21 protein-coding genes and 1 riboswitch are annotated in these 21,684 nt (G+C 72.5%); of the genes, 9 read left to right on the plus strand and 12 right to left on the minus strand.

The features are described from left to right. Positions 1-43 precede the first annotated feature (43 nt). The 3 genes from Ani05nite_RS20340 to Ani05nite_RS20350 are packed head-to-tail and all read left to right on the plus strand — an operon-like array spanning position 44 to position 4,172. Positions 44-745 (plus strand): cellulose binding domain-containing protein, encoded by a 702-nt coding sequence (locus Ani05nite_RS20340; protein WP_203770395.1) that lies wholly within the window; start codon positions 44-46, stop codon positions 743-745. A 59-nt stretch (positions 746-804) separates the two neighbouring features. Next, entirely contained in the window at positions 805-2,892 is a 2,088-nt protein-coding gene (locus Ani05nite_RS20345) for a glycosyltransferase (RefSeq protein WP_203770396.1), read from the plus strand. Next, positions 2,889-4,172, plus strand: coding sequence for a nucleotide disphospho-sugar-binding domain-containing protein (locus tag Ani05nite_RS20350; RefSeq protein ID WP_203770397.1), 1,284 nt, complete (start codon positions 2,889-2,891; stop codon positions 4,170-4,172). Before Ani05nite_RS20345 ends, Ani05nite_RS20350 begins: the two co-directional genes overlap by 4 nt. 13 nt (positions 4,173-4,185) lie before the next feature. Here Ani05nite_RS20350 and Ani05nite_RS20355 read toward each other — a convergent pair whose 3' ends face one another. After that, positions 4,186-4,458, minus strand: a complete 273-nt coding sequence (locus Ani05nite_RS20355) for a YciI family protein (RefSeq protein ID WP_203770398.1) — start codon at positions 4,456-4,458, stop codon at positions 4,186-4,188. A gap of 192 nt (positions 4,459-4,650) precedes the next feature. Continuing rightward, a riboswitch (FMN riboswitch) is annotated at positions 4,651-4,779 on the plus strand. 69 nt (positions 4,780-4,848) lie between these two features. On the opposite strand from Ani05nite_RS20355, the gene Ani05nite_RS20360 reads away from it, so the two are divergent. Beyond that, the gene (locus tag Ani05nite_RS20360) at positions 4,849-5,562 is read left to right on the plus strand and encodes a nicotinamide mononucleotide transporter family protein (RefSeq protein WP_203770399.1); all 714 of its coding nucleotides are present in this window, start codon (positions 4,849-4,851) and stop codon (positions 5,560-5,562) included. Between the two features lie 25 nt (positions 5,563-5,587). Here Ani05nite_RS20360 and Ani05nite_RS20365 read toward each other — a convergent pair whose 3' ends face one another. Together Ani05nite_RS20365 and Ani05nite_RS20370 are read right to left on the minus strand one after the other, a co-directional pair. Further along, positions 5,588-6,802, minus strand: coding sequence for an LCP family protein (locus Ani05nite_RS20365; protein WP_203770400.1), 1,215 nt, complete (start codon positions 6,800-6,802; stop codon positions 5,588-5,590). Positions 6,803-7,040: 238 nt separating this feature from the next. Further along, positions 7,041-7,991, minus strand: coding sequence for an MBL fold metallo-hydrolase (locus Ani05nite_RS20370; RefSeq protein ID WP_203770401.1), 951 nt, complete (start codon positions 7,989-7,991; stop codon positions 7,041-7,043). 88 nt (positions 7,992-8,079) lie between these two features. Between Ani05nite_RS20370 and Ani05nite_RS20375 the strand changes: the two genes are divergently transcribed. Next, positions 8,080-9,213, plus strand: coding sequence for a serine hydrolase domain-containing protein (locus Ani05nite_RS20375; RefSeq protein WP_203770402.1), 1,134 nt, complete (start codon positions 8,080-8,082; stop codon positions 9,211-9,213). Positions 9,214-9,268: 55 nt separating this feature from the next. Here the strand turns inward: Ani05nite_RS20375 and Ani05nite_RS20380 are convergent, their stop codons facing one another. From Ani05nite_RS20380 to Ani05nite_RS20400, 5 genes are all read right to left on the minus strand, one after another. Then, positions 9,269-9,730, minus strand: coding sequence for a GNAT family N-acetyltransferase (locus tag Ani05nite_RS20380; RefSeq protein ID WP_239130421.1), 462 nt, complete (start codon positions 9,728-9,730; stop codon positions 9,269-9,271). A gap of 294 nt (positions 9,731-10,024) precedes the next feature. Beyond that, the gene (locus Ani05nite_RS20385; RefSeq protein WP_203770404.1) at positions 10,025-10,489 is read right to left on the minus strand and encodes a DIP1984 family protein; all 465 of its coding nucleotides are present in this window, start codon (positions 10,487-10,489) and stop codon (positions 10,025-10,027) included. Positions 10,490-10,704: 215 nt separating this feature from the next. After that, complete coding sequence (locus Ani05nite_RS20390) at positions 10,705-12,675, minus strand: hypothetical protein (RefSeq protein ID WP_203770405.1); 1,971 nt, start codon at positions 12,673-12,675, stop codon at positions 10,705-10,707. After that, the gene (locus Ani05nite_RS20395) at positions 12,612-13,010 is read right to left on the minus strand and encodes a hypothetical protein (RefSeq protein WP_203770406.1); all 399 of its coding nucleotides are present in this window, start codon (positions 13,008-13,010) and stop codon (positions 12,612-12,614) included. Before Ani05nite_RS20395 ends, Ani05nite_RS20390 begins: the two co-directional genes overlap by 64 nt. Before the next feature lie 45 nt (positions 13,011-13,055). After that, entirely contained in the window at positions 13,056-13,514 is a 459-nt protein-coding gene (locus Ani05nite_RS20400) for a hypothetical protein (RefSeq protein WP_203770408.1), read from the minus strand. 165 nt (positions 13,515-13,679) lie between these two features. Between Ani05nite_RS20400 and Ani05nite_RS20405 the strand changes: the two genes are divergently transcribed. Next, positions 13,680-16,286: an AfsR/SARP family transcriptional regulator gene (locus tag Ani05nite_RS20405; protein WP_239130453.1), complete on the plus strand. Its 2,607-nt coding sequence runs from the start codon at positions 13,680-13,682 to the stop codon at positions 16,284-16,286. A 141-nt stretch (positions 16,287-16,427) separates the two neighbouring features. Here Ani05nite_RS20405 and Ani05nite_RS20410 read toward each other — a convergent pair whose 3' ends face one another. Both Ani05nite_RS20410 and Ani05nite_RS20415 read right to left on the minus strand, forming a co-directional pair. Then, positions 16,428-16,775: a hypothetical protein gene (locus tag Ani05nite_RS20410; RefSeq protein WP_203770412.1), complete on the minus strand. Its 348-nt coding sequence runs from the start codon at positions 16,773-16,775 to the stop codon at positions 16,428-16,430. A gap of 82 nt (positions 16,776-16,857) precedes the next feature. Beyond that, a complete protein-coding gene (locus Ani05nite_RS20415) occupies positions 16,858-18,366 on the minus strand; it encodes a M1 family metallopeptidase (RefSeq protein WP_239130424.1) in 1,509 nt (502 codons plus the stop codon). 271 nt (positions 18,367-18,637) lie between these two features. On the opposite strand from Ani05nite_RS20415, the gene Ani05nite_RS20420 reads away from it, so the two are divergent. Both Ani05nite_RS20420 and Ani05nite_RS20425 read left to right on the plus strand, forming a co-directional pair. Then, the gene (locus Ani05nite_RS20420) at positions 18,638-19,252 is read left to right on the plus strand and encodes a dihydrofolate reductase family protein (RefSeq protein WP_203770415.1); all 615 of its coding nucleotides are present in this window, start codon (positions 18,638-18,640) and stop codon (positions 19,250-19,252) included. Between the two features lie 20 nt (positions 19,253-19,272). Then, positions 19,273-20,142 (plus strand): HEAT repeat domain-containing protein, encoded by an 870-nt coding sequence (locus Ani05nite_RS20425; protein ID WP_203770416.1) that lies wholly within the window; start codon positions 19,273-19,275, stop codon positions 20,140-20,142. Here the strand turns inward: Ani05nite_RS20425 and Ani05nite_RS20430 are convergent. Further along, positions 20,105-20,710 carry a YdeI/OmpD-associated family protein gene (locus tag Ani05nite_RS20430; protein WP_203770417.1) on the minus strand — a complete coding sequence of 202 codons (606 nt, stop codon included), beginning with the start codon at positions 20,708-20,710 and terminating at the stop codon, positions 20,105-20,107. The two genes, Ani05nite_RS20425 and Ani05nite_RS20430, sit on opposite strands and share 38 nt — an antisense overlap. Positions 20,711-20,754: 44 nt before the next feature. After that, positions 20,755-21,144, minus strand: coding sequence for a VOC family protein (locus Ani05nite_RS20435; RefSeq protein WP_203770418.1), 390 nt, complete (start codon positions 21,142-21,144; stop codon positions 20,755-20,757). 55 nt (positions 21,145-21,199) lie between these two features. Between Ani05nite_RS20435 and Ani05nite_RS20440 the strand changes: the two genes are divergently transcribed. Beyond that, complete coding sequence (locus tag Ani05nite_RS20440; RefSeq protein WP_203770419.1) at positions 21,200-21,667, plus strand: MarR family winged helix-turn-helix transcriptional regulator; 468 nt, start codon at positions 21,200-21,202, stop codon at positions 21,665-21,667. The last annotated feature ends 17 nt before the right edge of the window (positions 21,668-21,684 follow it).

Below are 21,684 nucleotides of genomic sequence, written 5' to 3' on the forward strand. Positions count from 1 at the left end.
TCCCGGTTGCCCCCGGCCGGAATCTCGCTATCGTTCATCCCCGATGCGGGACACCGGGCGAGATCATCAGCGGCAGGGGCCGGCCCGCACCGGGCAGACCCTGCGGGAGGTGCTGCCCTGGGTGCCGACGGCGCTCGGGGTGGGCGCCCTGATCATGCTCTTGATCGTCGCGGCGACGCGGTTCTCCTCGGCTCCCGAGGTGCGGGCCGTGCCGCCGGCCCGGCCGTTCCCGGCCCAGCAGTTCCCCATCGGGCCCGAGCCGGCGCCCTCCGGGTCGGCCACCTCGGCCGCGTCCGCTCCCCCGGCCGCCGCCACGACCGGCGCCCGGCCCGACCGACGGATCCGGCCCGCGACCACCACGACCTCGCCGCGCGCGGAGCGCCCGTCCACCCGGCCCACCAGCGCGGCGCCGCCCGCCGGCCCGGTGCGCGGCGCCTACCGCGTGGTCGACTCGTTCGACGACGCGTTCATCGGCGAGGTGCTGGTCACCAACGCGGGCGCCCGCGACAGCGACTGGCGCGTCGAGCTGCGCTTCCCCGCCGCCGTGGGCGACCTGATCACCTCGTGGGTCGAGTCCGCGCCCCAGGCGACGCTGCGCCGCGCCGGCGACAGCTACGTCTGGACCTCGGGCGTGCCGGTGCCCGCGCGCGGGCAGGTGGCGCTGCGCTTCCACTTCTCTCGCTCCGGCTCCGGCAACCGGCCGGACGCGTGCACGGTGAACGGGTCGGCCTGCGCCGGGACGTGATCCCGATCTCATAGCCGCCGGGGCGCATCCGCCGGGGGGCCCGGCCCCGAAGTCAGGTCATGGCCCTCACTCTGGCTTCGGCATTGCAGCAGGTGCGACAGGCCCCGCGCCTCGTGGAGGCGCTGGGCGACGAGGTCCGGGCCGCCGCGGCGGTGGGTGGGCCGGCGACCGTCCCGGTGCTGGAGCAGGCGATCGCCGGCGCCGACGAGCTCACCGCGGTGGCCGCCGTGCACGCGCTCGGCGCGGTGGAGGGCGAAGCCGCCGGTGCGGCCCTCTCCCGGCTGCTCTCGCATCCGCGCGGTTTCCTGCGCGAGCACGCGTCCTGGGCGCTGATGGCGCAGCCACCCCGCCCCGACGCGATGGACGCCCTGGTCGCCGCCGTGGCCGGCGGCGGCTTCGCCGGGATGCTGGCCCAGCGCACGCTGGCCCGGTGGGGCGAGGCCGGCGGCCCGGGCGACGTGGCGATCGTCGCCGCCCTGCTGGTGGCGCTGGCGGGCGAGCGCGTACCGGCGGCCCGGGCCCGGCTGGTGGAGTCCCTCGGGCTGCTGCCCGGCGAGCCCGCCGGGCGCGCCGTCGCCGAGCTCGCGCTGGACCCGGCCGAGACGCAGCCGGTCCGGACCGCCGCGCTGGCCGCCCTCGGGGACCGCCACGGCGAGCTGAGCGCCGCGCAGACCGTGGGCGAGCTGCTCGCGGCGGGCGACGAGCTCGGCGCGGTCGCCCGGCTCGCCGCTTTCGACCTCGGGCTGCTCTCCGCCGGCCCGCCGGCCGCGGCGGCGCCCGGCCTCACCGTCGCCCAGCTCTTCCTGCACGCCGACCTGGACCGCGAGCTCAGCCGCGCGGGCGCCGGCGACAACGGGGGCATCGCCACGCTGCTGGTCCGCCTGGGCGACGCGCTGGCCGGCGAGCCCGGCATCGCCCGGGCGCTGACCCTGTCACGGGGCACCGCCGACGCCGCGTTCGACGCGCTGCGGCCGGCGGCCGGGCACCAGCTCGCCGCCGTACCGCTGCTCAGCCCGGCCGTGGGCGCGGCCACCGCCTGGCCCACCTGGGTCGCCGCCCGGCGCGGCATCCGCCGGCTGCTGCGCGCCCACCGGGTCGACCTGCTGCACCTGCGGATGGCCGACGTCGGCAGCCTCGCGGCGGCCGAGGCGGCCACCGGGCTCGGCATCCCGGTCGTGTTCACCCTGGCCCCGGACCCGCACGGGGCGATCGACGCGCTCGACCGCAGCGGCGCGCTGAGCCGGGCCGACTTCGGCCGGATGGACGAGACCGAGCACTTCTGGTTCCGCTCGCGCCTGGTCCGGCGGCTGACCGCCGACGCGGCCCACGTCGTGCTCTTCCCCCGCCCGCACGTCCGCGACGACCTGCGGCGCCTGGTCGGCATCGACGTGGACGCGGAGCCGGACCGGTACACGGTCGTGCCCGAGGGCATCGACCTGGGCGTCATCGAGGCCGCCGAGACGGCCGCGGAGCCCGCCGGGCTGGCCGCGCTGGTGTCGGCCCTGCCGGCCCACCGGCAGGGCCTGCCGCTGGTGCTCAGCGTCGGGCGGCTGCACCGGGTCAAGGGCATGGCGACCCTGGTCCGGGCCTGGGCGGACGATCCGCGCCTGTGGCGGCGCAGCAACCTGGTGATCGTCGGCGGCGACCTGGACGACCCGTCGCCGGACGAGCGCGAGCAGCTGGACCGGATCGCGGCCGTGGTCGCGGACGGCCCCGCGGCGGACGGTCTGATCCTGACCGGCCACCGCCCCAACGACGAGGTGGCCCGCTGGCTGGCCCAGGCCCGGGCGGGCCGGCCGCCGGCGATCGGCCCCGCCGGGGTGTACGTGTGCGCGAGCCTCAAGGAGGAGTTCGGGCTGGCCCTGCTGGAGGCCCTGGCCGCCGGCCTGGTGGTGGTCGGGCCGGACGCCGGCGGCCCGCCGACCTACATCGAGCAGGGGCGCACCGGCCTGCTCGTCGACACCAGCCGGCCGGAGGAACTCGCCCGGGCCACGGCCGCGGGGCTTGATCTTGCGGCCGGTCCGGGACAGGCTGCCCGGGTACGGCGGGCGCGGGAGCGGATCCGCGCCGGCTTCACGGTCGGCGCGATGGCGACCGCGCTGCGCGCCATCTACACCACCGTGACCAAGGAGGGCGACAAGCCGTGACGCTGCTGGTGATCAGCCCGGACTACGCCTCCCACCTGCTGCCGCTGATCACACTGGCCACCGCCTGGCGCGACGCCGGCGAGCGGGTGGTGGTGGCGACCGGCCCGGCGACCGCGCCGATCGTGCGCGACGCCGGCTTCGCGTGGACCGACCTGCCGCTGGGCCGCGGCTCCAACCCCGGCGTGATCCGGGCCGAGCAGCAGCCGGCCGGCGAGGACGAGGCGCTGCGCGGCTTCTTCTCGGCCACCCGGCGCGGGCTGGTCGAGACGCTGCTCTACCAGGCCCGGGCCCGGCGCGCGGACCTGCTCTGGGACCCGGTGGGCCGCGCGTACGCGGTCCGCGAGACGGTCGCCGCGGTCCGCCCGGACCACGTCATCGTCGACCACCTCGCGTTCAGCGCCCGCCTGGCCCTGTCGGCCGACCGGGTGCCGCACGCGGACGTGGTCCTCGGCCACCCGTCGGCGCTGCCGGTCGGCGGCGAGGTGTACGGCTACCCGACGGACTGGCCCGCCGCCTTCACCCCGGCCGCCGCCGAGCTGGCCGAGCTGCACAAGGTCTGCCGCGACGTCCGCGAAGCGTTCACCGCCGAGTGGAACGTGGCGCTGCGCAGCCTGTCCCGGTCGGCGCCGCTGGTCTCCGACGCGCTCGCCGAGCACGGCGACCGGCTGCTGTTCAACTACCCGGAGGCCCTGCACGACCCGGCCCGGACCACGCTGCTGCCGCCGCACGTCTTCCTCGGCTCGGCCGTGCGCACCGAGTCGGTGCCGGGCGACGTCCAGGAGTGGCTGGACGCCGACGACCGGCCGCTGGTCTACGTCAGCTTCGGCAGCTTCCTGTCCGCCCGCGGCGACGTGCTGACCACGGTGCTGACCGCGCTGCGCTCGCTGGACGTCCGGGTCGCGGTGGCGACCGGCTCCGCCCGGGACCTGCCGGCGCCGGGGCCGGACTGGCTGGTGCGCGACTTCCTGCCGCAGACGGCGCTGCTGGCCCGGGCCGCGCTGGCGGTCACCCACGGCGGCAACAACAGCGTCACCGAGGCGCTGACCTTCGGCGTGCCCATGCTGGTCCTGCCGTTCTCGACCGACCAGTTCGCGGGCGCCGCGGCCATCGAGCGCAGCGGGGCCGGCGCGGCCCTGGACCCCAACGCGGCGTCGGCGCCGGACGTGATCGACGCCGTCCGCGACATCCTGGCCGGGCGTCCGCCGGAGGTCGCGGCGCGGCTCGGCGAGCAGCTGCGCGCGACGCCCGGGGCGGCGCTGGCCCGCCGGGCCCTGGTCTAGGTGGCGCGCCGGCTCAGTCGGTGAGGACCTCGTTCCACTCGCGGATCTCGTAGGAGCGCACCACGCCCTCCAGCACGAACGGGTCGCCGGCGACGAACTCCTCGGCGGCCTCCCGGGTGGGGAAGATGGCCATCGACCCCTGGGTGACCGGGTCGCCGAAGGTGCCGACCATCAGGATGTCGCCGCGGCCGTGGAAGGCGTCGATGCGGGCGTTGTGCGCGGGAAAGTGCAGCGGCGCCCGGGCCAGGACGTCGTCGGCCGGGGTGTAGAGGAGCACGTACTTCACGACGCGCCCCCGGGGGCCGGCGCGGGGCTGCTGATCATTTGTGGTCCTCCTGCTCGTACGTTCGTCACGGCTAACGGTAAGCTACGGCTTACCGTTGCCGCTGGCAAGTCCCGGCGCGGCCGGTCCGCTGGGCGACGCAGGTCACAGGTGCGCCGCGGCCGCCGGGATTACGATGTCGGCAAGCAACACGTTCAGCGTGCTCCGGGGTCGGTGCAATTCCGAACCGGCGGTGACAGTCCGCGACCCGACCGCAGCCGGCGGCCGGTTGATCCGGTGCGATTCCGGGACCGACGGTGAAAGTCCGGATGGGAGGCGGCGCGCGGGACGGTTCGGCTTTCCGCGTGCGCGGCCTCCCCCGGCGTGCACCTCTGTCCCCCGGAGGTGCCGGCCATGCACTGGCTCGATCAACTGCTCACCGCCTTCTACGACGCCAAGTGGCAGGTCACCGCCACCCAGGCGATCTACTGGCGGGAGATCGTCGGCAACGCGTTCGGGCTCGGCTCGGCGCTGTTCGGCCTGCGCCGCAACGCCTGGGCCTGGCCGGTCGGCATCGTCGGCAACATGCTGCTGTTCACCGTCTTCCTCGGCCAGGCGGTCGGCAACGACCAGGGCACCCCGCTGTACGGCCAGGCGTCGAGGCAGGTCTTCTTCATCGTCACCAGCGTCTACGGCTGGTGGCGCTGGCGGCGCAACAGGCACGCGCCGGGCGGCGCCACGGTCGTGCCCACCTGGGCCACGAACCGCGACCGGGCCTGGTTCATCCCGGTCGCCCTGGCCGCGGTCGTGCTGTGCTTCTTCGTCTTCCGCGCGGTGGGCGCCGGCTTCCCGGTGCCGTGGTGGTACTACCTGGCCGACTCCTGGATCTTCGTCGGCTCGATCCTGGCCACGTACGCGATGGCCCGCGGCTGGGTGGACTTCTGGCTGTGCTGGCTCGCGGTGGACCTCGTCGGGGTGCCGGAGCTGCTGCACTTCGGCTACTACCCGTCGGCGATCCTGTACGCGGTCTACGCCGGGTTCGTGATCTGGGGCTTCCTGGTGTGGCTGCGCATCTCCCGGACCGAACAGCCGCGCATCGACTCCCCGGCGATGGAGGCCGTGGCCTGAGCGGAGGAGCCCGGCCGGGTGACCGTCAGCTGCGCGTCACCCAGGTCGGGTGGGCCAGCACGAACTCGTCCACGGTGTCGGTCCGCACCGACCGGAGCAGCTCCAGGCTGGTGTCGCTGAGGATCTCGGCGCTGCCCACCCCCGGGATGGTGTCGCTGTTGAAGGTGCCGTTGTTGGTCTTGATGGTGATCAGGTCGTCCGGGCGGATGCCGCGCAGCGCGAACACCCAGTCGGCCAGCGGGATCCCGCCGTCGTCGACGGTCATCGTCCTGCCCACCGCCTTGAGCAGGCCGGGCAGCCTGGTCGGCGAGTCCAGCCCGCTGTCCATGATGTTCTTGATCAGGGCCTTCAGGAACTGTTGCTGGTGGCGCTGGCGGCCGTAGTCGTAGCTGTCGTCCTCCAGCAGGTCGCGCTGGCGGACGAAGTCGAGGGCCTCCGACGGGGTGAAGCAGCGGTTGCCCTTGCGGTAGACGTTCGGCGTCACGCCGCGGATCCGGCCGCGCAGCGTGCCGTCCGGGTTGATCCGGTACGGCGCGGTGAGCTTGCCCGTTTTGTCGTCGTGGCCGTAGTGGATGGACGTGGTCGTGGTGTCCACGTACATGCAGACCTTGCCGAGCACGTCGACCACCTGGCGGAAGCCTTGGAAGTCGATGATCGCCCCGGCGTCCGGGGTGATGCCGGTCAGGCCCTTGATGGTCTTGGCCAGCAGGGTGAAGCCGCCGGTGAGCGCCTGCTCGCCGGTGAGCCCCCGGCTGCCGTAGGCGAACGCGGCGTTGATCTTGTTGCGCCCGCCGGGATACCGCTGCTTGCCGTTGTCGAACTCGGGGATCTTCACGTAGCTGTCACGCGGCAGCGACACCAGGTAGGCGCCCCGGTGGTCGGCCGGGATGTGCAGCAGGATGATCGAGTCCGACCGGGTCAGCTTGGCGGGGTCCTGGTTCGGCCGGGTGTCCAGGCCGACCAGCAGGATGGTCTTGGCCCCCTTGACGCTGACGCGCTTGGCCGGCACCCGGGTGTCGCCGAGCAGCTGCTGCTGGGTGACCGTCTCGGTGGCCGTGCCCAGCAGCACCCGGGTGCCCGCCACGGCCGCCCCGCTGCCGGCCAGGAGCAGCGCCCCGACCACGACACACCACAACGCCCAGCGCGGCGACCGCGCGGGACGACGCTTGCCGGCCGGTGCGGTGACCCGGTCGCCGTTCCCGCTCGCCGCATCCGTTGCCCGGCCCGCACGCTTGCTCACAGCACCCGCTCCCCGCTCAGGACGCGTGGCGCCGGCACGCGTGGCGCGGTGGCCGGCCGCCGTCGGGCCCGGGCGTCTCCGGTGGCGCACGGCCTGGAGGCCGTCCGTCCCCGTACCGCGTCACGGCGTGCGAACGCGGTGCGCCGTTCTCGTGTGATCATCGTCGTCCCCCTCGATCAAGATGACGGGGACGGAACGTGAGAACGTTGCGGAATTCTGGGTGAACAAACGGTTCGGGTCAGCCGGGGTCGGCCCCGGCCATGGCGGTGAGCAGTTCCAGCAGGGAGATCTCGGCCGTCGCGGGATCCAGCGACCGGTAGGCGGCGTAGAGGTTGGCGACGGTGCGCTCCGACTCGCCCCACGCGGCGTACGGGCCCAGGTCCACCTCGGCGGCGGCCTCCCGCCAGGACCGGCCGGCGGCGAGGCTGCTCCGGGCGTACCCCAGCAGGAAGCTCAGGTAGTCACGGACCTGGCGGATGCCCGCCGGGCCGGTGACCGGGCCGTGCCCGGGCACGACCGTGACCGGGTCGAGGGCCAGCATGCGGTCGCAGGCCGCGATCCAGTTCCCGGGCGGGCCCGACCAGATCATCGGGGTGCCGCCGATGAACAGCAGGTCCCCGGCGAACAGGGTGCGCGTGTCCGGCACCCAGACGACCACGTCGCCGCGGGTGTGCGCGGGCCCGAGCGGCAGGATCTCGACCGCCCGTCCGCCGACGTCGAGGGTGAGCGGGCCGGTGACCGTGACGTCGGCGCCACGCACGGGCACGTCGGTGAACGTGTACCGGCCGAAGTTGCGTCGCAGGTACGGGCCCAGCACCGGGCCGAGCTCGGCGGTCATGAGCTGGGCCAGCAGCGCCGGCGGCACCTCGTGCAGGTCGTCGTCGAAATGCGGGCCGGCGTGGATGACCGTGCCGGGGCTCAGCAGCGAGTTGCCGAAGCAGTGGTCGCCGTTGGCGTGGGTGTTGACCGCGTAGCGCACCGGGCGGCGCTCGGTGACCACGGCCATCGCGGCGAGCATCTCGCGGGTCATCGGCAGGTCGAACAGGGTGTCGACGAGCAGCGCGGCGCCGTCGCCGGCGATCAGGCCGGCGTTGCTCAGACCCCAGCCGCCGTCGGGGGCGAGCCAGGCGTGGACGCCGCGGGCGACCTCATGCAGGCCCTTGCGGTACGGGATCGCGGAAGCAGTCACGAGCCGATGCTAGCCAGCGGGCGGGCGGCAAATGCGTTGTCGGGCAATGCGCCGCCGCGGAGAATGCGACGGGTCTGGAGGGACGCTGATGGCTCAGGGGGATGTCCGGGGATTCGTCCGGGACGACATGGCGGGGGTTCGCGCCGCGTTCGAACAGAACTTCACCGACGGCGCCGAGACGGGCGCGTGCTTCTGCGCCACCGTCGACGGCGAGACGGTCGCCGACCTCTGGGGCGGGTACGCCGACGCGGCGCGTACCCGGATCTGGGAGCGGGACACGATCGTCAACGTCTACTCGCTCACCAAGACCATGGCGGCCCTGACCGCGCTGCTGCTGGCCGACCGCGGCGAGCTGGACTTCGCCGCGCCGGTGGCCCGCTACTGGCCGCAGTTCGCCGCCAACGGCAAGGACGAGATCACGGTCGCGCAGGTGCTGAGCCACTCCGCCGGACTGTCCGGCTGGCGTGCCCCGCTGCGGCCGGAGGACCTCTACGACTGGCAGCGGGCGACCGCGGCGCTGGCGGCCCAGGAGCCGTTCTGGAAACCCGGGACCGCCTCCGGCTACCACGTGGTCACCCAGGGGTTCCTGATCGGTGAGCTGGTCCGGCGGATCACCGGCCGGTCGCTGGGCACGGTGTACCGCGAGGAGATCGCCGAGCCGCTCGGCGCCGACTTCCACATCGGGCTGCCGGAGTCCGCGGAGCCCCGGGTCGCCGAGGTGATCCCGCCCGCGCAGGAGCCGTTCTCCGGCGACCTGACGGACCTGCAGGACAACGCGGCGCACAACCCGCGGCTCGACACGTCGGTGGTCAACACCCGCGCCTGGCGGGCCGCCGAGATCCCGGCCGGCGGCGGCACCGGCAACGCCCGCGCCATCGCCCAGGTGCACACCATCCTGGCCAACGGCGGCGTCGCCCGGGGCCGGCGCTTCCTGTCCGAGGCGACCTGCCGCCGGGCGCTGGAGGTCCAGGTCGAGGGGACGGACCTGATCCTCGGCATACCGGTCCGCTTCGGGCTCGGCTTCGCGGTCGGCGGCGACTTCATGCCCGGCCCCCGCACGCTGTTCTGGGGCGGCGCGGGCGGTTCGCTGGCCGTCATCGACATGGACGCGCGGGCCACCTACGCCTACGCGATGAACCGGCTGGGCGGCGGCCGGGGCGGCGACCTGCGGGCCTTCGTACCCATGTCGACCGCTTGGGAGAGCGTCGCCCGGGCCGGGTGATTCCCGCGGGATGATCCGGATCGGGCCGGGTGCCCGCCTTCGACCAGGGGCCGCGCTAACGGACGTAGTGCCGTAGCCGCACGGCCTCCCCGCGCGGACCGCTCCAGCCCGCGGTCGTCGTATGCGTGTACCGCCACCCCGTGGCCTCGTAGAAGGCGACCGCGGCGGAATCCGGCTTGTCGATGACGTTGAGGATCAGCCGGCCGCCGGCCCACACGCTCACGTGGTCCAGCAGCGCGCTGCCGACCTTCCGGCGGCGGGCCGCGGGCGCCACGAACAGGCGGGTGACCTCCCGGCCGTTCTGGACGGCGACGTGCCCGTCGATGACGCCGGGTGAGCTCTGGGCCACCCAGGCCTGGTCCAGCTGCGGGCGGTCCAGCCAGGCCCGGGGATCCGACGGCCACTTCATCGGATAGCCGTCGGCCAGGCGCACCTCACGCAGCGCTGCGACACACTGGTGGAGATCCTCGGACCGCCGGGCTCGGATGGTCAGGGGCCGGATAGTCAGGTTGCTCACCCGAGCAATCATGAAGCACCACCGGCCCGATCGCCTCCGGCGGCCCGATGTCGACGACCCGTTTCGTTCGTGAAGCGACGCGGAGTTCCCCGATCCCGCCCTCGCCGTCGTGGATCTGCGCTCGGTGGTGTGCCGTGCCCTGTGCGCCGTCACCTGTGCCGCGTGCTGGGCATGCGATGTGCGTCGGGGAATCGAACCCCCGCGCCTGCCCCCGGCGCGCCAGGAGTGAGCCGGATGACCCGCCGGCTCCCGGGTTCGCGCACGCCTCCACGGCGGTTACCTGCTCCGCGTCGGTCAGTCGAGCAGATCGACCTCCCAGTTGACCCGCTGAATCAGCGTGTCGACCTCTCTCACCTGCCGGGCCAGATCGTCGGCCTGGCGGCGCAGCTCAGCGACCGGCAGCGCCGGGATCATCTTCAGCTCGGACCGCAACTGGCGGTATCCACGCTGGCCCTCACCGGCCGCGGCGTCAGCTGCGGACGTGACCGTGCTGTGGCGCAGGCGCAGCACGTCCCGCCGGGCGAGCGCGTCGGTCAGCGTGCCGCCCTCGATCAGGGTCGCGGCATTGGTGCGGTTGATCCGCCTGATCAGCGACTCGAGCTCGGTGAGCACCTCACCGGCCTCGGCGAGCAGGGACGCTGCGTCCTCGGCCGGGGTCTCGCCCTCCTGGAAGCGCGCGCTGCTGGTGATGCGAGAGCGGAGCTGTTCGGTACGGCGCGACGCATCTGCGCGCAGCGCGAGAGCTTCGGCAAGTTTCATGGGAGCAGTATGGCCAGCCAAGATCGGATTTGCCTCCGATTTTCATCGGCGAGAGCCTACGAGGCGGATCCGAGCGCCGAGCAGACCGCGCGGTCCGCGGCAGAAGGGGACGTTCCTGCCAGGTTTGTCGTCCGTGGTGAGTCACCACCCGTTCACACCCGCTGGAATACCTGTACAGCCCCGGCAGGAGATGGAAGCACCTTCCCCGCAACCGGTCACCGCACCTGCAGGAGGCCCGGATCGACCTTGCAGTAGGCCGCCAGTCCTTCGCCCGCCGCGGGGAAGCCGGAGGTGGCGACCTCGTTGCCGATCACGGCCGGGCCGGCGGAGGCCGCCACCAGCCGGTACACCCGCAACAACGAGTCGACCCACCCGCGTTTGCCGGCCGGCGCCGCGGGCCGCATCGCGGTCAGTCGGCTGACCAGTTCCGCCGCCCATGCCTCGGTCGTGGGCTTGCCCTGGTGGTCATGTGACCACTTGGCCATCGCCCGGTACTGGGTGCAGAAGTCGCCTCCGCCGGTCGAGCGCGTCGGCGGACGGGACGACGGCTTGGACCTGGGGCGGTGGAACGTCACCCCCACACTGCCGGTACCCGCCACGGTGAACGCGCCACCGACCCGGCCGGAGATCTCAGCCTGGATCCGGTTCAGCACCGGGTCGAAGATCGCGTTCAACACTGCCGCTGGGACCGGCACCGCGCTGAGCACCGCGTTGAGCGCGGCGCGGACCTGGAACTTCGCCTCCTCGAGCAGTTCGCGCAGCTCCGGCCGATCGGCCTCTACCCGGACGACAGCAGTCCCACGCTCCACCGTTTCCTCGGCGGCCTCCGCGGTCTCACGACCGGTGGTGAACCGCAGCCGGGAGGTCAGGTCGGTGCCGACCACACCGGTCAGCGCACCGGTGGTGATCACCGGGCCATCGTTGGCCGCCACCTGCCAGGTGGCCTTCGCGCCGGACTTGAGGACGGTCGGCAGCTTCTTCTTCGTGACCTCGGCGCACTTGACCAGCGCGTCCGGCCACTTCTCGGTGAGTCTGTCGGCCGTCGCCACGAACTCGCCGCTGATGTCGGGCTCGGACCCGACAGCGAACCGAAAGTCCGTCGCGGGTTCGAGCCGCACCGACAGGGTCTGCTTGGTGAAGTACGAGACCACGAGGGTAGCGACGGCCGCGGCACCGATTGCCGCGCGCAGCAGGTCGAACACAGGCTGGGTCAGCTTCGTGACGACGGCCTCGACGATGCCGCGAGCGAGGTCCACCGCGATGTTCCAGACAGTGGCGAGCCAGGGCACGAAGCTCAGCAGACCGCCCGAGTTACCAGGGTTCAGCTTGAGGGCGTCGAAGACCGTCTTCATCGCCTTCGCCAGAAACGCCGTGATGTCGGCGCACGGATCGAAGGCGACGAGCTCGACCTGGCCCGCGGTCAGGGCCGCCGGCCGCATCGCGCCCGGGCTCGGTCCCGCCGTACCGGTGAGCCCGGGCGCGGTGGACTCCGTCGCTGCCCGGGAGCCGGCGGCCAAGGGCCGGGTGAAGTCGGTGACGAACATGGAGACGACGGCCAGGGGGAAGATCACCTGCCGGGCGTGCCGCCAGTCTCGGTCACCGGTCAGCCCGTGTGCCGCCTGCGCCGTCGGTGTCGGCCGGTTGGAGAGCCAGGCGGCGAGCAGGTAGCTCATCGGAGGTGATCCCGGCGGCGTCGGCGCCAGCGCGTCCAGGTCTGCTCCGAGCAGCCCTCCACCGGCGGCCAGCTCGGAGATCATCCGGTCCGCCTGCACTCTGGTCAGCATGACCATGCCCGGTGCGGGGGACACCGGCGCCGTCTCGTCGGCAACGATCTGCATGCCCGCCGCCGTCAAAATGGCCTCTGGCGTCCCGGCCGCAGCCGCCGTCGGTGCGGGCTGTGCAACCGGCTCGCTGGCACCGTCGCGGGGTGATCCGGAATCCGTGCACGCGGAGAGCGCCACGGCCGCGACCATGATCCACCCGATCAGGCGGCGGTGGCCCCGACGGCGCGGTTGCTTGGTCCCGACCATGACTGTCTCCCGAGCGCGTAGAGGATGGGCCGACCGGGCTTCGTCGGCATAGGTGACACAGTCATCAAGTGGAGTCGCGGTACCCCGTGGCCTCAGAGTTCCAGGAAGCTGGTGAATCCGATGGTCTTCAGCACCTCGGTCCGCGCCGCCGGGCATTCCGCCTTGGTCATCTCGTCGAGTTCGGTGCGCGGCACGACCTGGCCCTTTTCGTCGTAGAAGGTGAACATCTCGGTGGTGACCTCGGTCATCGCGGCGAGTTGGCCACCTGCCGACTTCCAGCGCGGCAGGTTGCTGTCGAGAAATGCGCACAAGTCGGCGGCCGACACGGTCCTGCTGTCACCGCCGGCGGCGGCATTCGCGGTCGCAACAGTGGTCGGCCCCGCCGCGGATGGCGACTCGGTGTCGGAGTCGCCGCAAGCAGCGACCGACAGGCAGAGAACGCCGGCTACGGCGACGGAGATCGCGGCGCGCCGCGAAAGGTACGAATTCATTGAGCGCCTCGGATTCTGCCCGGCTCAGCGTGAACGGATGGCGGATCAGGCGGGTAACGCCGCAGCCTGGTGCTTCGCCACGCAGATCGACCGGTAGTCAGCCGCCAGGGTGCTCTGGTAGATCGGGCCGTCGGGCAGGGAGAACCCCAGATCCGCCGCCATGGTGGCACCGTCGGTGGCCAGGCCGATGTCCTTGGTGGCTTCGGTGGCGGCGACCTCCTCGAACAGGGCGTCGGCCTTGGTCTTGAGTGTCTCCGCAGCCGCCTTGTCGCCGCCTTCCAACGCGACGAAGATCTTTCGGACCGCCTCGCAGCCACCATTCATGCCCTTGCCGGAGACCGTGACGTCGGCGTTCTCGCCGGTCACCGGACCGGCGGGAGCCGGCGCATCCGCACTCTTCGCCTCGGTGTCGTCGGCTCCGGCACAGGATGCGGTCATGCCGATCAACCCGGCCACGGCAACAGCCGCCATCACCCGACAAGATCTATTGATACCGCTGATCATCCCGTTTCGCTCCTCGTCCCACCAGTTCGGCCGTTCACGCCGATACCGTATGAGTCGGCACTGAAGGAACGCTTAAGACGGAGACACATGCGGTTCGAGGTACTCGGTCCGGTCCGGGTGATCACGGGCGACGGTGTCGCCGTGCCGCTGCCACCGCGGATGCGGATGCTGGTCGCGGCCCTGGTCGCTGCCGGTGGGCTGCCCACATCGGCGCAGCGGTTGATCGCCGAGCTGTGGCCGGGAAAGGTGCCGCCGACCGCAGCCAACGCGCTGCAGGTGCATGTGTCCGGGTTGCGGAAGCTGGTCGGAGCGCGGCTGCGGACCGTGGACGACGGGTACGCCTTGACCGGCCCGTCCGATGCGGACGAGTTCGAGAAGCTGTTCACCGATGGGGCGCTCGACGAGGCGCTCGCGCTGTGGCGGGGCGCCGCGTACGAGGACGCCGCTGACGGGCAACTCGTGACCGCAGCCGCCGCCCGGCTGGAGGAGCTGCTTCTCACGGCCCGCCAGGACTGGGTGGACCGGGCCACGGCCGAGCAGCGGCCGGTGCTGGCCGAGCTCAGTAGCTGGGTCGCGGCCGAGCCGACCATCGAACCGCTCGTCGAACGCCTGATGCTGGCGCTGCACCGCGCCGGCCGCAGCACCGATGCCCTGAAGGTGTACGAACGGACCAAGCTCGCCCTGGCCGGCTACGGGACGGAGCCGCGAGCCGGGCTGGTCGCGCTGGCCGAGGGAATTCGGCGCCGCGACCCGACTCTGGACCTGCCTGCGACAGGGTTGCCCGGCGCCCGGAGCCGGTTCATCGGCCGGCGCGCCGAGCTGGACCGGGCGATCGACCTGCTGGGAACGAACCGGCTGCTGACCGTGGTCGGGCCGGGCGGCTGTGGCAAGACTCGGTTGATGTATGAGGCGGCCCGGGAGATGGCCGCCGTGCACGACGCCGTGCATCTGGTGGAACTCGCCGGGCATACCACCGGCCTGCTCGCTGAGCGTGTGGCGGCGGCTGTCCGGGTCCGTGAGGAACCGGGTGTCCCGATTCTGCTCACGCTGGCCCGTCATCTGAGCGGTCGGGTCCTGCTGTTGCTGGACAACTGCGAGCACATCAGAGCCGATGTCGCCGCTTTCGCGTACGAGCTGCTCGCCGCGTGCCCGGGGGTGCGGATCGTCGCGACCAGTCGGGAACCGCTCGGACTGGCTGGTGAGGTGGTCTTCCTGCTGGCCGGTCTCACCGTCCCGGCGCCCGATGAGCCGGGCGCACGGTCCGACGCCGTACGGCTGCTCGCCGATCGGGTCGCCACGGCCCGCGGCGGGCTGGCGCTCCAGCCGGCCGAACTGCCCGGGGCCGCCGAACTCTGCCGTCGGCTGGATGGGCTTCCGCTGGCGATCGAGCTGGCTGCGGCGAGGCTGCGTGCCGTGCCGCTGGCCGAGATCATGTCCCGCCTCGACCGGCGGCTCGACCTTCTCGTCGGCACGTCTCCGGTGCATCGCCACCAGACCATGCGGGCGGCGATCGACTGGGGTTTCGACCTGCTCACCGAGGAGCAGCGACGACTGCTGCTCCAGCTCAGCGTCTTCGCCGGAGGCTTCGATCCGGCTGCTGCCACGGCGGTGCGCGGTAGCGACGCCCTCGAGCCGCTCACTCAGCTGGTCGACCGGTCCATGGTCGAGCTGGTCGACGGCGGCTATCGGCTGACCGAGACCATCCGGGAATACGCGATGGAACGTCTCGATGATGACGACCCGGCGCACCAGCGGCTCGTCGCGCTCTGCGCCGACCGGCTGGCCGCGCCGCCGCCTCCGGACGGGCCCGCGCACACTCGTTGGCTCGGCGCCATCACCCGGGAGTACGACAACATTCAGGCCGCGCTCGCCTGGTCGCTGGATCATGGGGACGCCGAGCAGGGCCTGAGCATCGCTACCGCGATGTGGTGGTACTGGTGGGTCACCGGTCGGATGATGGAGGGCCGCGCCTGGCTGAACCGGGCGCTCGCGGCTGCCACCGGTGGCCCGAGCGTGCTGCGCGGCCGGGCCTTGCGGGTCGCCGCCTCGTTGGCCCGCAACTCCGGCGATCTGCCGGCGGCGCGCCAGCTCGGCGAGCAGTGCCTGGCGATCTTCCGCGGGCTGGACGACCGGACCGGGACGATCGCGGCGCTGAACAATCTGTCGGCCACCGCCCAGGGTCAGCGCGACCATGTGGCATCGTTGGCGTTCGGTTTCGAGGGCTTGGCGATGGCGGAGCGCGAGGACGACGCCCGAGCCATCGCCGTCGCCTGCAACAACACGGCCACCACTCTGCGCTGCCTGGACCGGCTCGACGAGGCCGAGCCGCTGCTGAGGCGCGCGCTGAACTGGTTCCACACGGCCGGCGAGCGACGCGGCGAGGCGGCCGCGTTGACCAACCTGGGCATCATCGCCCGCCGGCGTGGAGACCTCGATGCGTCCGGCGCCTGTATGCGGAGCGCCCTGCGGATCTATACCGAGTTGGCCATCCCGGAGGGCCAACTGGACGCGATCGAGGGACTGGCGCAACTGGAGATCCTGAGCGACCAGCCGGAGGCCGGCCTCGTCCTGCTGACGATCGCGGAACGGGAACGTACCGCCCTGGGCTCACCGATCTTCACGCCGGACGAGATGGCCGACCGCGACGCCGCCGAGCAGGCTGCCCGGCAGGCGCTGACTACCGACGCGGTGGCGAGGGCGTACCGGACGGCCTCCGGAACATCCCTGACCGCGGTGGTGACCCGGTATGACGATCAAGGTCCCTCGGCTTGATTCCGCTCGGGTGGACACGCGGAAAGGGGAAACTGCCGGGTGCGTCCGTCGTCTCGTCGAAGCAGTGTGGAGCCGGGTCCATGCCGCAGTCGTGGGGACGCCGGCGCAGCGGAAGAACGATCATGCGAGGCGGCCCGGCCGTCAGGCTCGGCCGGGCGCACTCCCCGACCGGTACCGCTCGATCAGCTCCCCGGCCCGCCGCGGGTCGTCCGGGGTGAACGCCGGCGAGACCCGCCCGCCCAGATCCAGGACGATCAGTGTGTGCTTGCCGGCCCGGCCGGCCTCCAGCGGGAGCCAGTAGCGCGGGTCGCTCGTGCCCCACAGGCGGCCCCGGCCGGTGAGCCAGCTCATCGGGCGCAGGTCCACCGACCGGATGTCGCGGTAACGGATGTGCTTGGCGGTGGCTATCGGGAAGTAGTAGCGGCGCAGGGTGACGCCGTCGCTGTCCACCCGGACCCGACCGTCGTCGTACACGGCCTCGTCGTCCACCGTCCTCGTGTTCCCCGCCGGCCGGTTTTCCATGCGTGACCGGAACGGCCGGCGGGGACCACGAAAGGGAGAGCGCTGCCGGTCAGCGGCGGCTGACCAGCGTCCTGCCGGCCGGGGCCGACGTCGTCGCCGCGGCGGCGGACGACGGGGCCGGGGGTGGCGTCACCGTCCAGTCCGGGTGGCCTGGCATCGGCGGCGTCTTGGTGCCGTAGAGCCAGTCGTTCAGGAAGCCGCGCAGGTCCTGGCCGGAGATCCGGGACGCCAGCGCGATGAAGTCCTGGGTCGAGGCCGACTTGCCGCGGTTCCGGGCCACCCAGGTCCGCTCGAGCGTCTGGAAGTTCCGGACGCCGATCCGCTGCTGCAGCGCGTACAGGACGACCGCTCCGCCGTCGTACACGTTGGGGTTGAACACGTCCCAGATCGAGTCCGACCGCAGCGGGTGGGCCACCGGGCCGTAGCGGGCGCGGTAGATGTCGCCGCGCGCGTACGCGGCCTTGAAGTACGCCTCCCGGTCCGGGGTGCCGGTGTACTGCTGGAAGACGCCGGTCTCCTCGGCGTAGAGCAGCTCGTACCACGTCGCGTGGCCCTCGCTCTGCCACACGTCGCTCCACGACCACGGCGCCACGCTGTCGCCGAACCACATGTGCGTCAGCTCGTGCGCCATCACCGGGTCGAGCACGAACTTCGGCGCGCCGAACAGCCGGGTGTCGTAGAGGGAGAGGGTCTGGGTCTCCAGGGCGAAGCCCAGGTCGGTGTCGACCACCAGGGAGCCGTAGTTCTCGAACGGGTAACGCCCGACCTTGTCGATCATCCAGGACAGCTGCGGACGCTCGACCTCGGCCTTGGGCAGCAGGTCACTGGCGAGGCGGCGCGGGACGACGTCGCGGATCGGCACGCCCGCCACCGGCGGCCGGGTGTGCACGACGAAGTCGCCGACGGCCGCCTGAATCAGCTCGCTGGCCATCGGCCTGGACTCGCGGTAGACCGAGGAGACGTAGCCGCCGTGGCGCCGGTCGCCGAGGTGCCGGCCGTTGGCCACCGCGGTCCAGCCCGTCGGGGCGGTGAGCGTGATCGTGTACGTGGCCATGTCACGCGGGTGGTCGTTGCTCGGGAAGTAGTTGTGCGACTCGTTCGGCTGGCCGGCCATGAACGTGCCGTCGGCCGTGGTCACGAAGCCGGCCGGGGAATCGGCGTTGGCCTCGATGGGCGTCGACTTGTAGTCGCTGACGGTGACCCAGAAGCGCTTGCCCCGCTTCAGGTAGTGCCGCGGCGTGATGACCAGTTCGTCGCCGTCGCGGGTGAATCGGGCGGTGGACCCGTTCACCGTGACCCGGCCGACGGAGTCGCCGCCGAAGTCGAGGTTGAAGCGGGAGAGATTCTGGGTGGCGACGGCCGTGATCGTCACGGTGCCGGTCACTGTCTGCTTCGGATCCTTCTGGGGGTAGAGCACCCGGAGGTTGTAGTCCTGCACGTCGTACCCGCCGTTGCCGAGCAGGGGATACAGCCGGTCCCCGAGACCGGCCGAGCCCGGTGCCGGGGCGCCGCCGCCCGCGTATGCGGGAGCGGCCATCCCGGCGGTCGCGACGAGCACTGCCGCGCTGCTGGCGAGGAGGGCAGACAGACGACTGCCTATGAACGTTCTCATGGCGGGTGACGTTACGCGTCCAGCCGGATACCGCAATCCACTTCCATGCGTCGATCTTTTCTTCGTCGACGGACCGGCGGTGGTGCGCCCCGCGGCCGGTCTCGGCTCAGGCTGTCGGATCCGCCGCGGGTCGTTCGTGGATCAGGTGGAGACAGCCGTTCTGTGGTCTCCCGGGACCGGGAGCCACAAGGCGGCCCGCTACTGGAGAGGTGACGGCGTGGGCAAGCTCATCTACGTGACGAATGTGTCGCTTGACGGCTACATCAAGGACGGGAACGGCGCGTTCGACTGGCTCCCCGTCGACGACGAGGTATTCGCTTTCACCACCGACCTCCTGCGGTCCGTGGGCACGTTCCTCTACGGGCGGCGCCTGTACGAGGCGATGGCCGTCTGGGAGACCGACACCGCCCTGGCCGCGCAGTCCGACCTCATGGCCGACTTCGCGAGCACCTGGCAGGCGGCGAGCAAAGTCGTCTACTCCGCGACCCTGCCCGCGGTGTCGACCGCGGGCACCCGACTCGAACGCCGTTTCGACCCCGCCGCAGTACACGAGCTGAAGGCCACGACCGGCCGCGATCTCACCGTAGGAGGAGCCGACCTCGCGGCGCAGGCTTTCCGAGCCGGGCTGGTCGACGAGTGCCGGCTGCTCATCCTGCCCGTTGTGGTCGGCGGGGGTAAGCCGGGACTGCCGACCGGCATGCGCGCGGATCTCGAGCTCCTCGATGAGCGCCGATTCCGCAACGGCGTCGTGCACCTCAGCTACCGCCCGCGGACCTCCGGGCATCGCCATGCCGCGGTGGTGATGGACGCAGCCCGCCGACCCGGTGGGTGACCGGCGCGTATGGTCGGGCGGTGAATCCCGCTGACCTGCAGGGCCTCCGGACCGGAGACCTCGCGACCCGTGAAACGCATCTGCACCACCTGCTCGACCGGGCCCGGACGGACGGTGATCAATCAGCCATCGCGGCGCTGCACGTGCTCGTCCGCGACTACCGGGACTACCACCGGTCGTTGTACTCGCGGGCGATGAACCAGGCGGCCGTCTTCGCCGACCCCGGACTGCGGGAGCCGCTGCTGGCCGCGCTCGCCGACACCCGGTACAACTGCCAGGCGTGGGCCGCGATGGGTTGCGTGGCCATGGACGTCCGGGCCGCCGTGCCGCAGCTCGTCACGCTGCTCGACCATGAGCAGTGGATCGTCCGGGACGAGGCGGTGACCGCGCTCGGGCGCCTCGGTGACGCTTCGGTCGTACCGTCGCTGCGGCCTCTGCTCGGCGACCAGGCCGACTGGCTTCGCCAGCGCACGGCCGACGCCCTGGCCCGCATCGGCGGCGACGCGGCGCTGGAGGCGCTGTGGTCCGAGTTCGAGCACCGGCGGTTCCCCCGGATCGGCTACATCGCCAGCACGCTGGCCCTGTTCATGCCGGAGGTGCTGCCCCGGCTGCTGGCCGCGGCCGACAGCACCGACCCGGATCAGCGGTACTGGGCGGCCGTCGCGCTCGGCTCGACCGGTGATGATCGGGCGGTGCCGACGCTGGAGCGCCTCATGGCCGGTGACCGGGGCGCGACCGTGTTCGACGGGGAAGTGCGCACCGCCGCGAAGAAGGGGCTGCGCACGCTGCGGCGCATCCAGGCCGCCGTCGCCGGGCGGGAGGGCGCCGGGGCGGACAGCGATGCCGGGCCGGTTACGGCGAGTTCGCGGGTCTGGCCTTCTGCGGGTTGACCGTCTCGTGGCGGGCCAGCATGGCGACGAACTCGCCGATCTTGCGCTCGCGGGTCTCCGCCCGTTTGACGGCATTGAGGCGGTAGATGAGGGCGAACCGGTTGGCCTGGGTGAGCACGTCGAACATGGCCTGGGCGGCCGGGACGGCGGCGATCGCGGCGAGCAGATCGGCCGGTACCTCGGCTTCCGACGGCGGGGCGTAGGCCGCCGCCCACCGCCCGTCCGCCTTCGCGGCCTCCACCGCGGCGCGGCCCGAGGGCAGCATGCGCCCTTCGGCTTCGAGCCGGGCCACGTGGGCGACGTTGCGCTGGGACCAGGTGCTGCGGGCCCGCCGCGGGGTGAACCGGATCCAGGAGGTCTCCTGGTCCCGTTTGCGGGCCTGCCCGTCGATCCAGCCGAAGCACAGGCCCTCGTCGACCGCCTGCTGCCAGGTCAGCGTGGTGACGGTGCCGCCCTTCCGGGTCAGGGCCAGCCAGACGCCGGGCGAGTCGGCGTGGTGGGCCGACAACCACGCGCGCAACGCCTCGGCGTCCGCGACGATCAACTCATCCAGCTCGGCGCTCCCCATGACGGCAGGCTAGCCGACGCGCCGGGGCGGATCACGCGGCAGGATCAGTACGACTGCAGTTCGATCAGCACCCCCTCCGGCGCGCGCACGTGGGAAACGCGCAGGTGCGGGCCCCAGTCCGGCCGGTCGGTCGGCGGCGCCACGAGCGTGGCGCCCAGCGTCAGGCACAGTTCGGTGCCGGCGTCGACGTCGGGCACGCGGCACACCAGCATCACCGTGCCTCCCGGGCTCGCCTCCGTCCCGGTCGCCGCGCTCATCGCCCCGGCGTCGAACATCGACAGCAGGCCTTCGCCGCCGACGTCCCAGCTCGCGTAGGGACCGTCCGGGCCGCCGGCCGCCTGGTGCGCGCCGACGAGTTCGGGCAGGAGGGCGGAGAAGAACGTGTGGACCGTCCGGAAGTCGTGGACCAGCAGGCGGGGATGCAGCGCGTCCATGCCTCTCCAATCGTAGGTTGTCACCCACTATAGGTGGTGACCTAGGATCGAGACCATGGAGTTTCCCACGGCCGCGCCGCCCACTCTGCTGGGCGTCACGTCCTACCTGCTCTCCCTCAACGGCAAGGCGGCGCGGGAACGCGTCACGACCCGGCTGGCCGGGCGCGGCCTGCGGCTGTGGCACATGGCGGTCCTCGCCGCCCTGGTGGATTTCGGCCCGCACGCCCAGCGCGATCTCAGCGTCCGCCTGTCCGTCGACCCCAGCGACATGGCGAAGGTGATCGACCAGCTCACCACCGCGGGTCACGTGGCGCGGGCGCGCGACGGCGCCGATCGTCGACGCGTGCTGGTCACCGTCACCGGGAGCGGGCGGGACCTGCTCGCGCGGCTCGTGGACGAGGCCACCGCGGTCGACGAGATCGTGCTGGCCGACCTCACCGCCGCCGAACGGGGCCAGCTGCACGCGCTGCTGCTCCGCGTGTTCACTGCCGCGCGTGCCCCCGGGGTGGCCTCGCGGAGCTGAGGCGCGGTGCTCGCGAC

The organism is Actinoplanes nipponensis (assembly GCF_016862275.1).
GTDB classification, from domain to species: Bacteria; Actinomycetota; Actinomycetes; order Mycobacteriales; family Micromonosporaceae; genus Actinoplanes; species Actinoplanes nipponensis.

Bases quoted from the DNA above. Each gene is read 5' to 3' on its own strand.
- Ani05nite_RS20345 (WP_203770396.1), top strand. From the start codon at position 805: ATGGCCCTCACTCTGGCTTCGGCATTGCAGCAGGTGCGACAGGCCCCG.
- Ani05nite_RS20435 (WP_203770418.1), bottom strand. From the start codon at position 21,144: ATGGACGCGCTGCATCCCCGCCTGCTGGTCCACGACTTCCGGACGGTC.
- Ani05nite_RS20400 (WP_203770408.1), bottom strand. From the start codon at position 13,514: ATGATCAGCGGTATCAATAGATCTTGTCGGGTGATGGCGGCTGTTGCC.
- Ani05nite_RS20440 (WP_203770419.1), top strand. From the start codon at position 21,200: ATGGAGTTTCCCACGGCCGCGCCGCCCACTCTGCTGGGCGTCACGTCC.
- Ani05nite_RS20430 (WP_203770417.1), bottom strand. From the start codon at position 20,710: ATGGGGAGCGCCGAGCTGGATGAGTTGATCGTCGCGGACGCCGAGGCG.
- Ani05nite_RS20385 (WP_203770404.1), bottom strand. From the start codon at position 10,489: ATGAAACTTGCCGAAGCTCTCGCGCTGCGCGCAGATGCGTCGCGCCGT.
- Ani05nite_RS20340 (WP_203770395.1), top strand. From the start codon at position 44: ATGCGGGACACCGGGCGAGATCATCAGCGGCAGGGGCCGGCCCGCACC.
- Ani05nite_RS20395 (WP_203770406.1), bottom strand. From the start codon at position 13,010: ATGAATTCGTACCTTTCGCGGCGCGCCGCGATCTCCGTCGCCGTAGCC.
- Ani05nite_RS20405 (WP_239130453.1), top strand. From the start codon at position 13,680: ATGCTGGTCGCGGCCCTGGTCGCTGCCGGTGGGCTGCCCACATCGGCG.
- Ani05nite_RS20390 (WP_203770405.1), bottom strand. From the start codon at position 12,675: ATGCCCGGCGGCGCGGACCGAGGTGCTGAAGACCATCGGATTCACCAG.
- Ani05nite_RS20375 (WP_203770402.1), top strand. From the start codon at position 8,080: ATGGCTCAGGGGGATGTCCGGGGATTCGTCCGGGACGACATGGCGGGG.
- Ani05nite_RS20360 (WP_203770399.1), top strand. From the start codon at position 4,849: ATGCACTGGCTCGATCAACTGCTCACCGCCTTCTACGACGCCAAGTGG.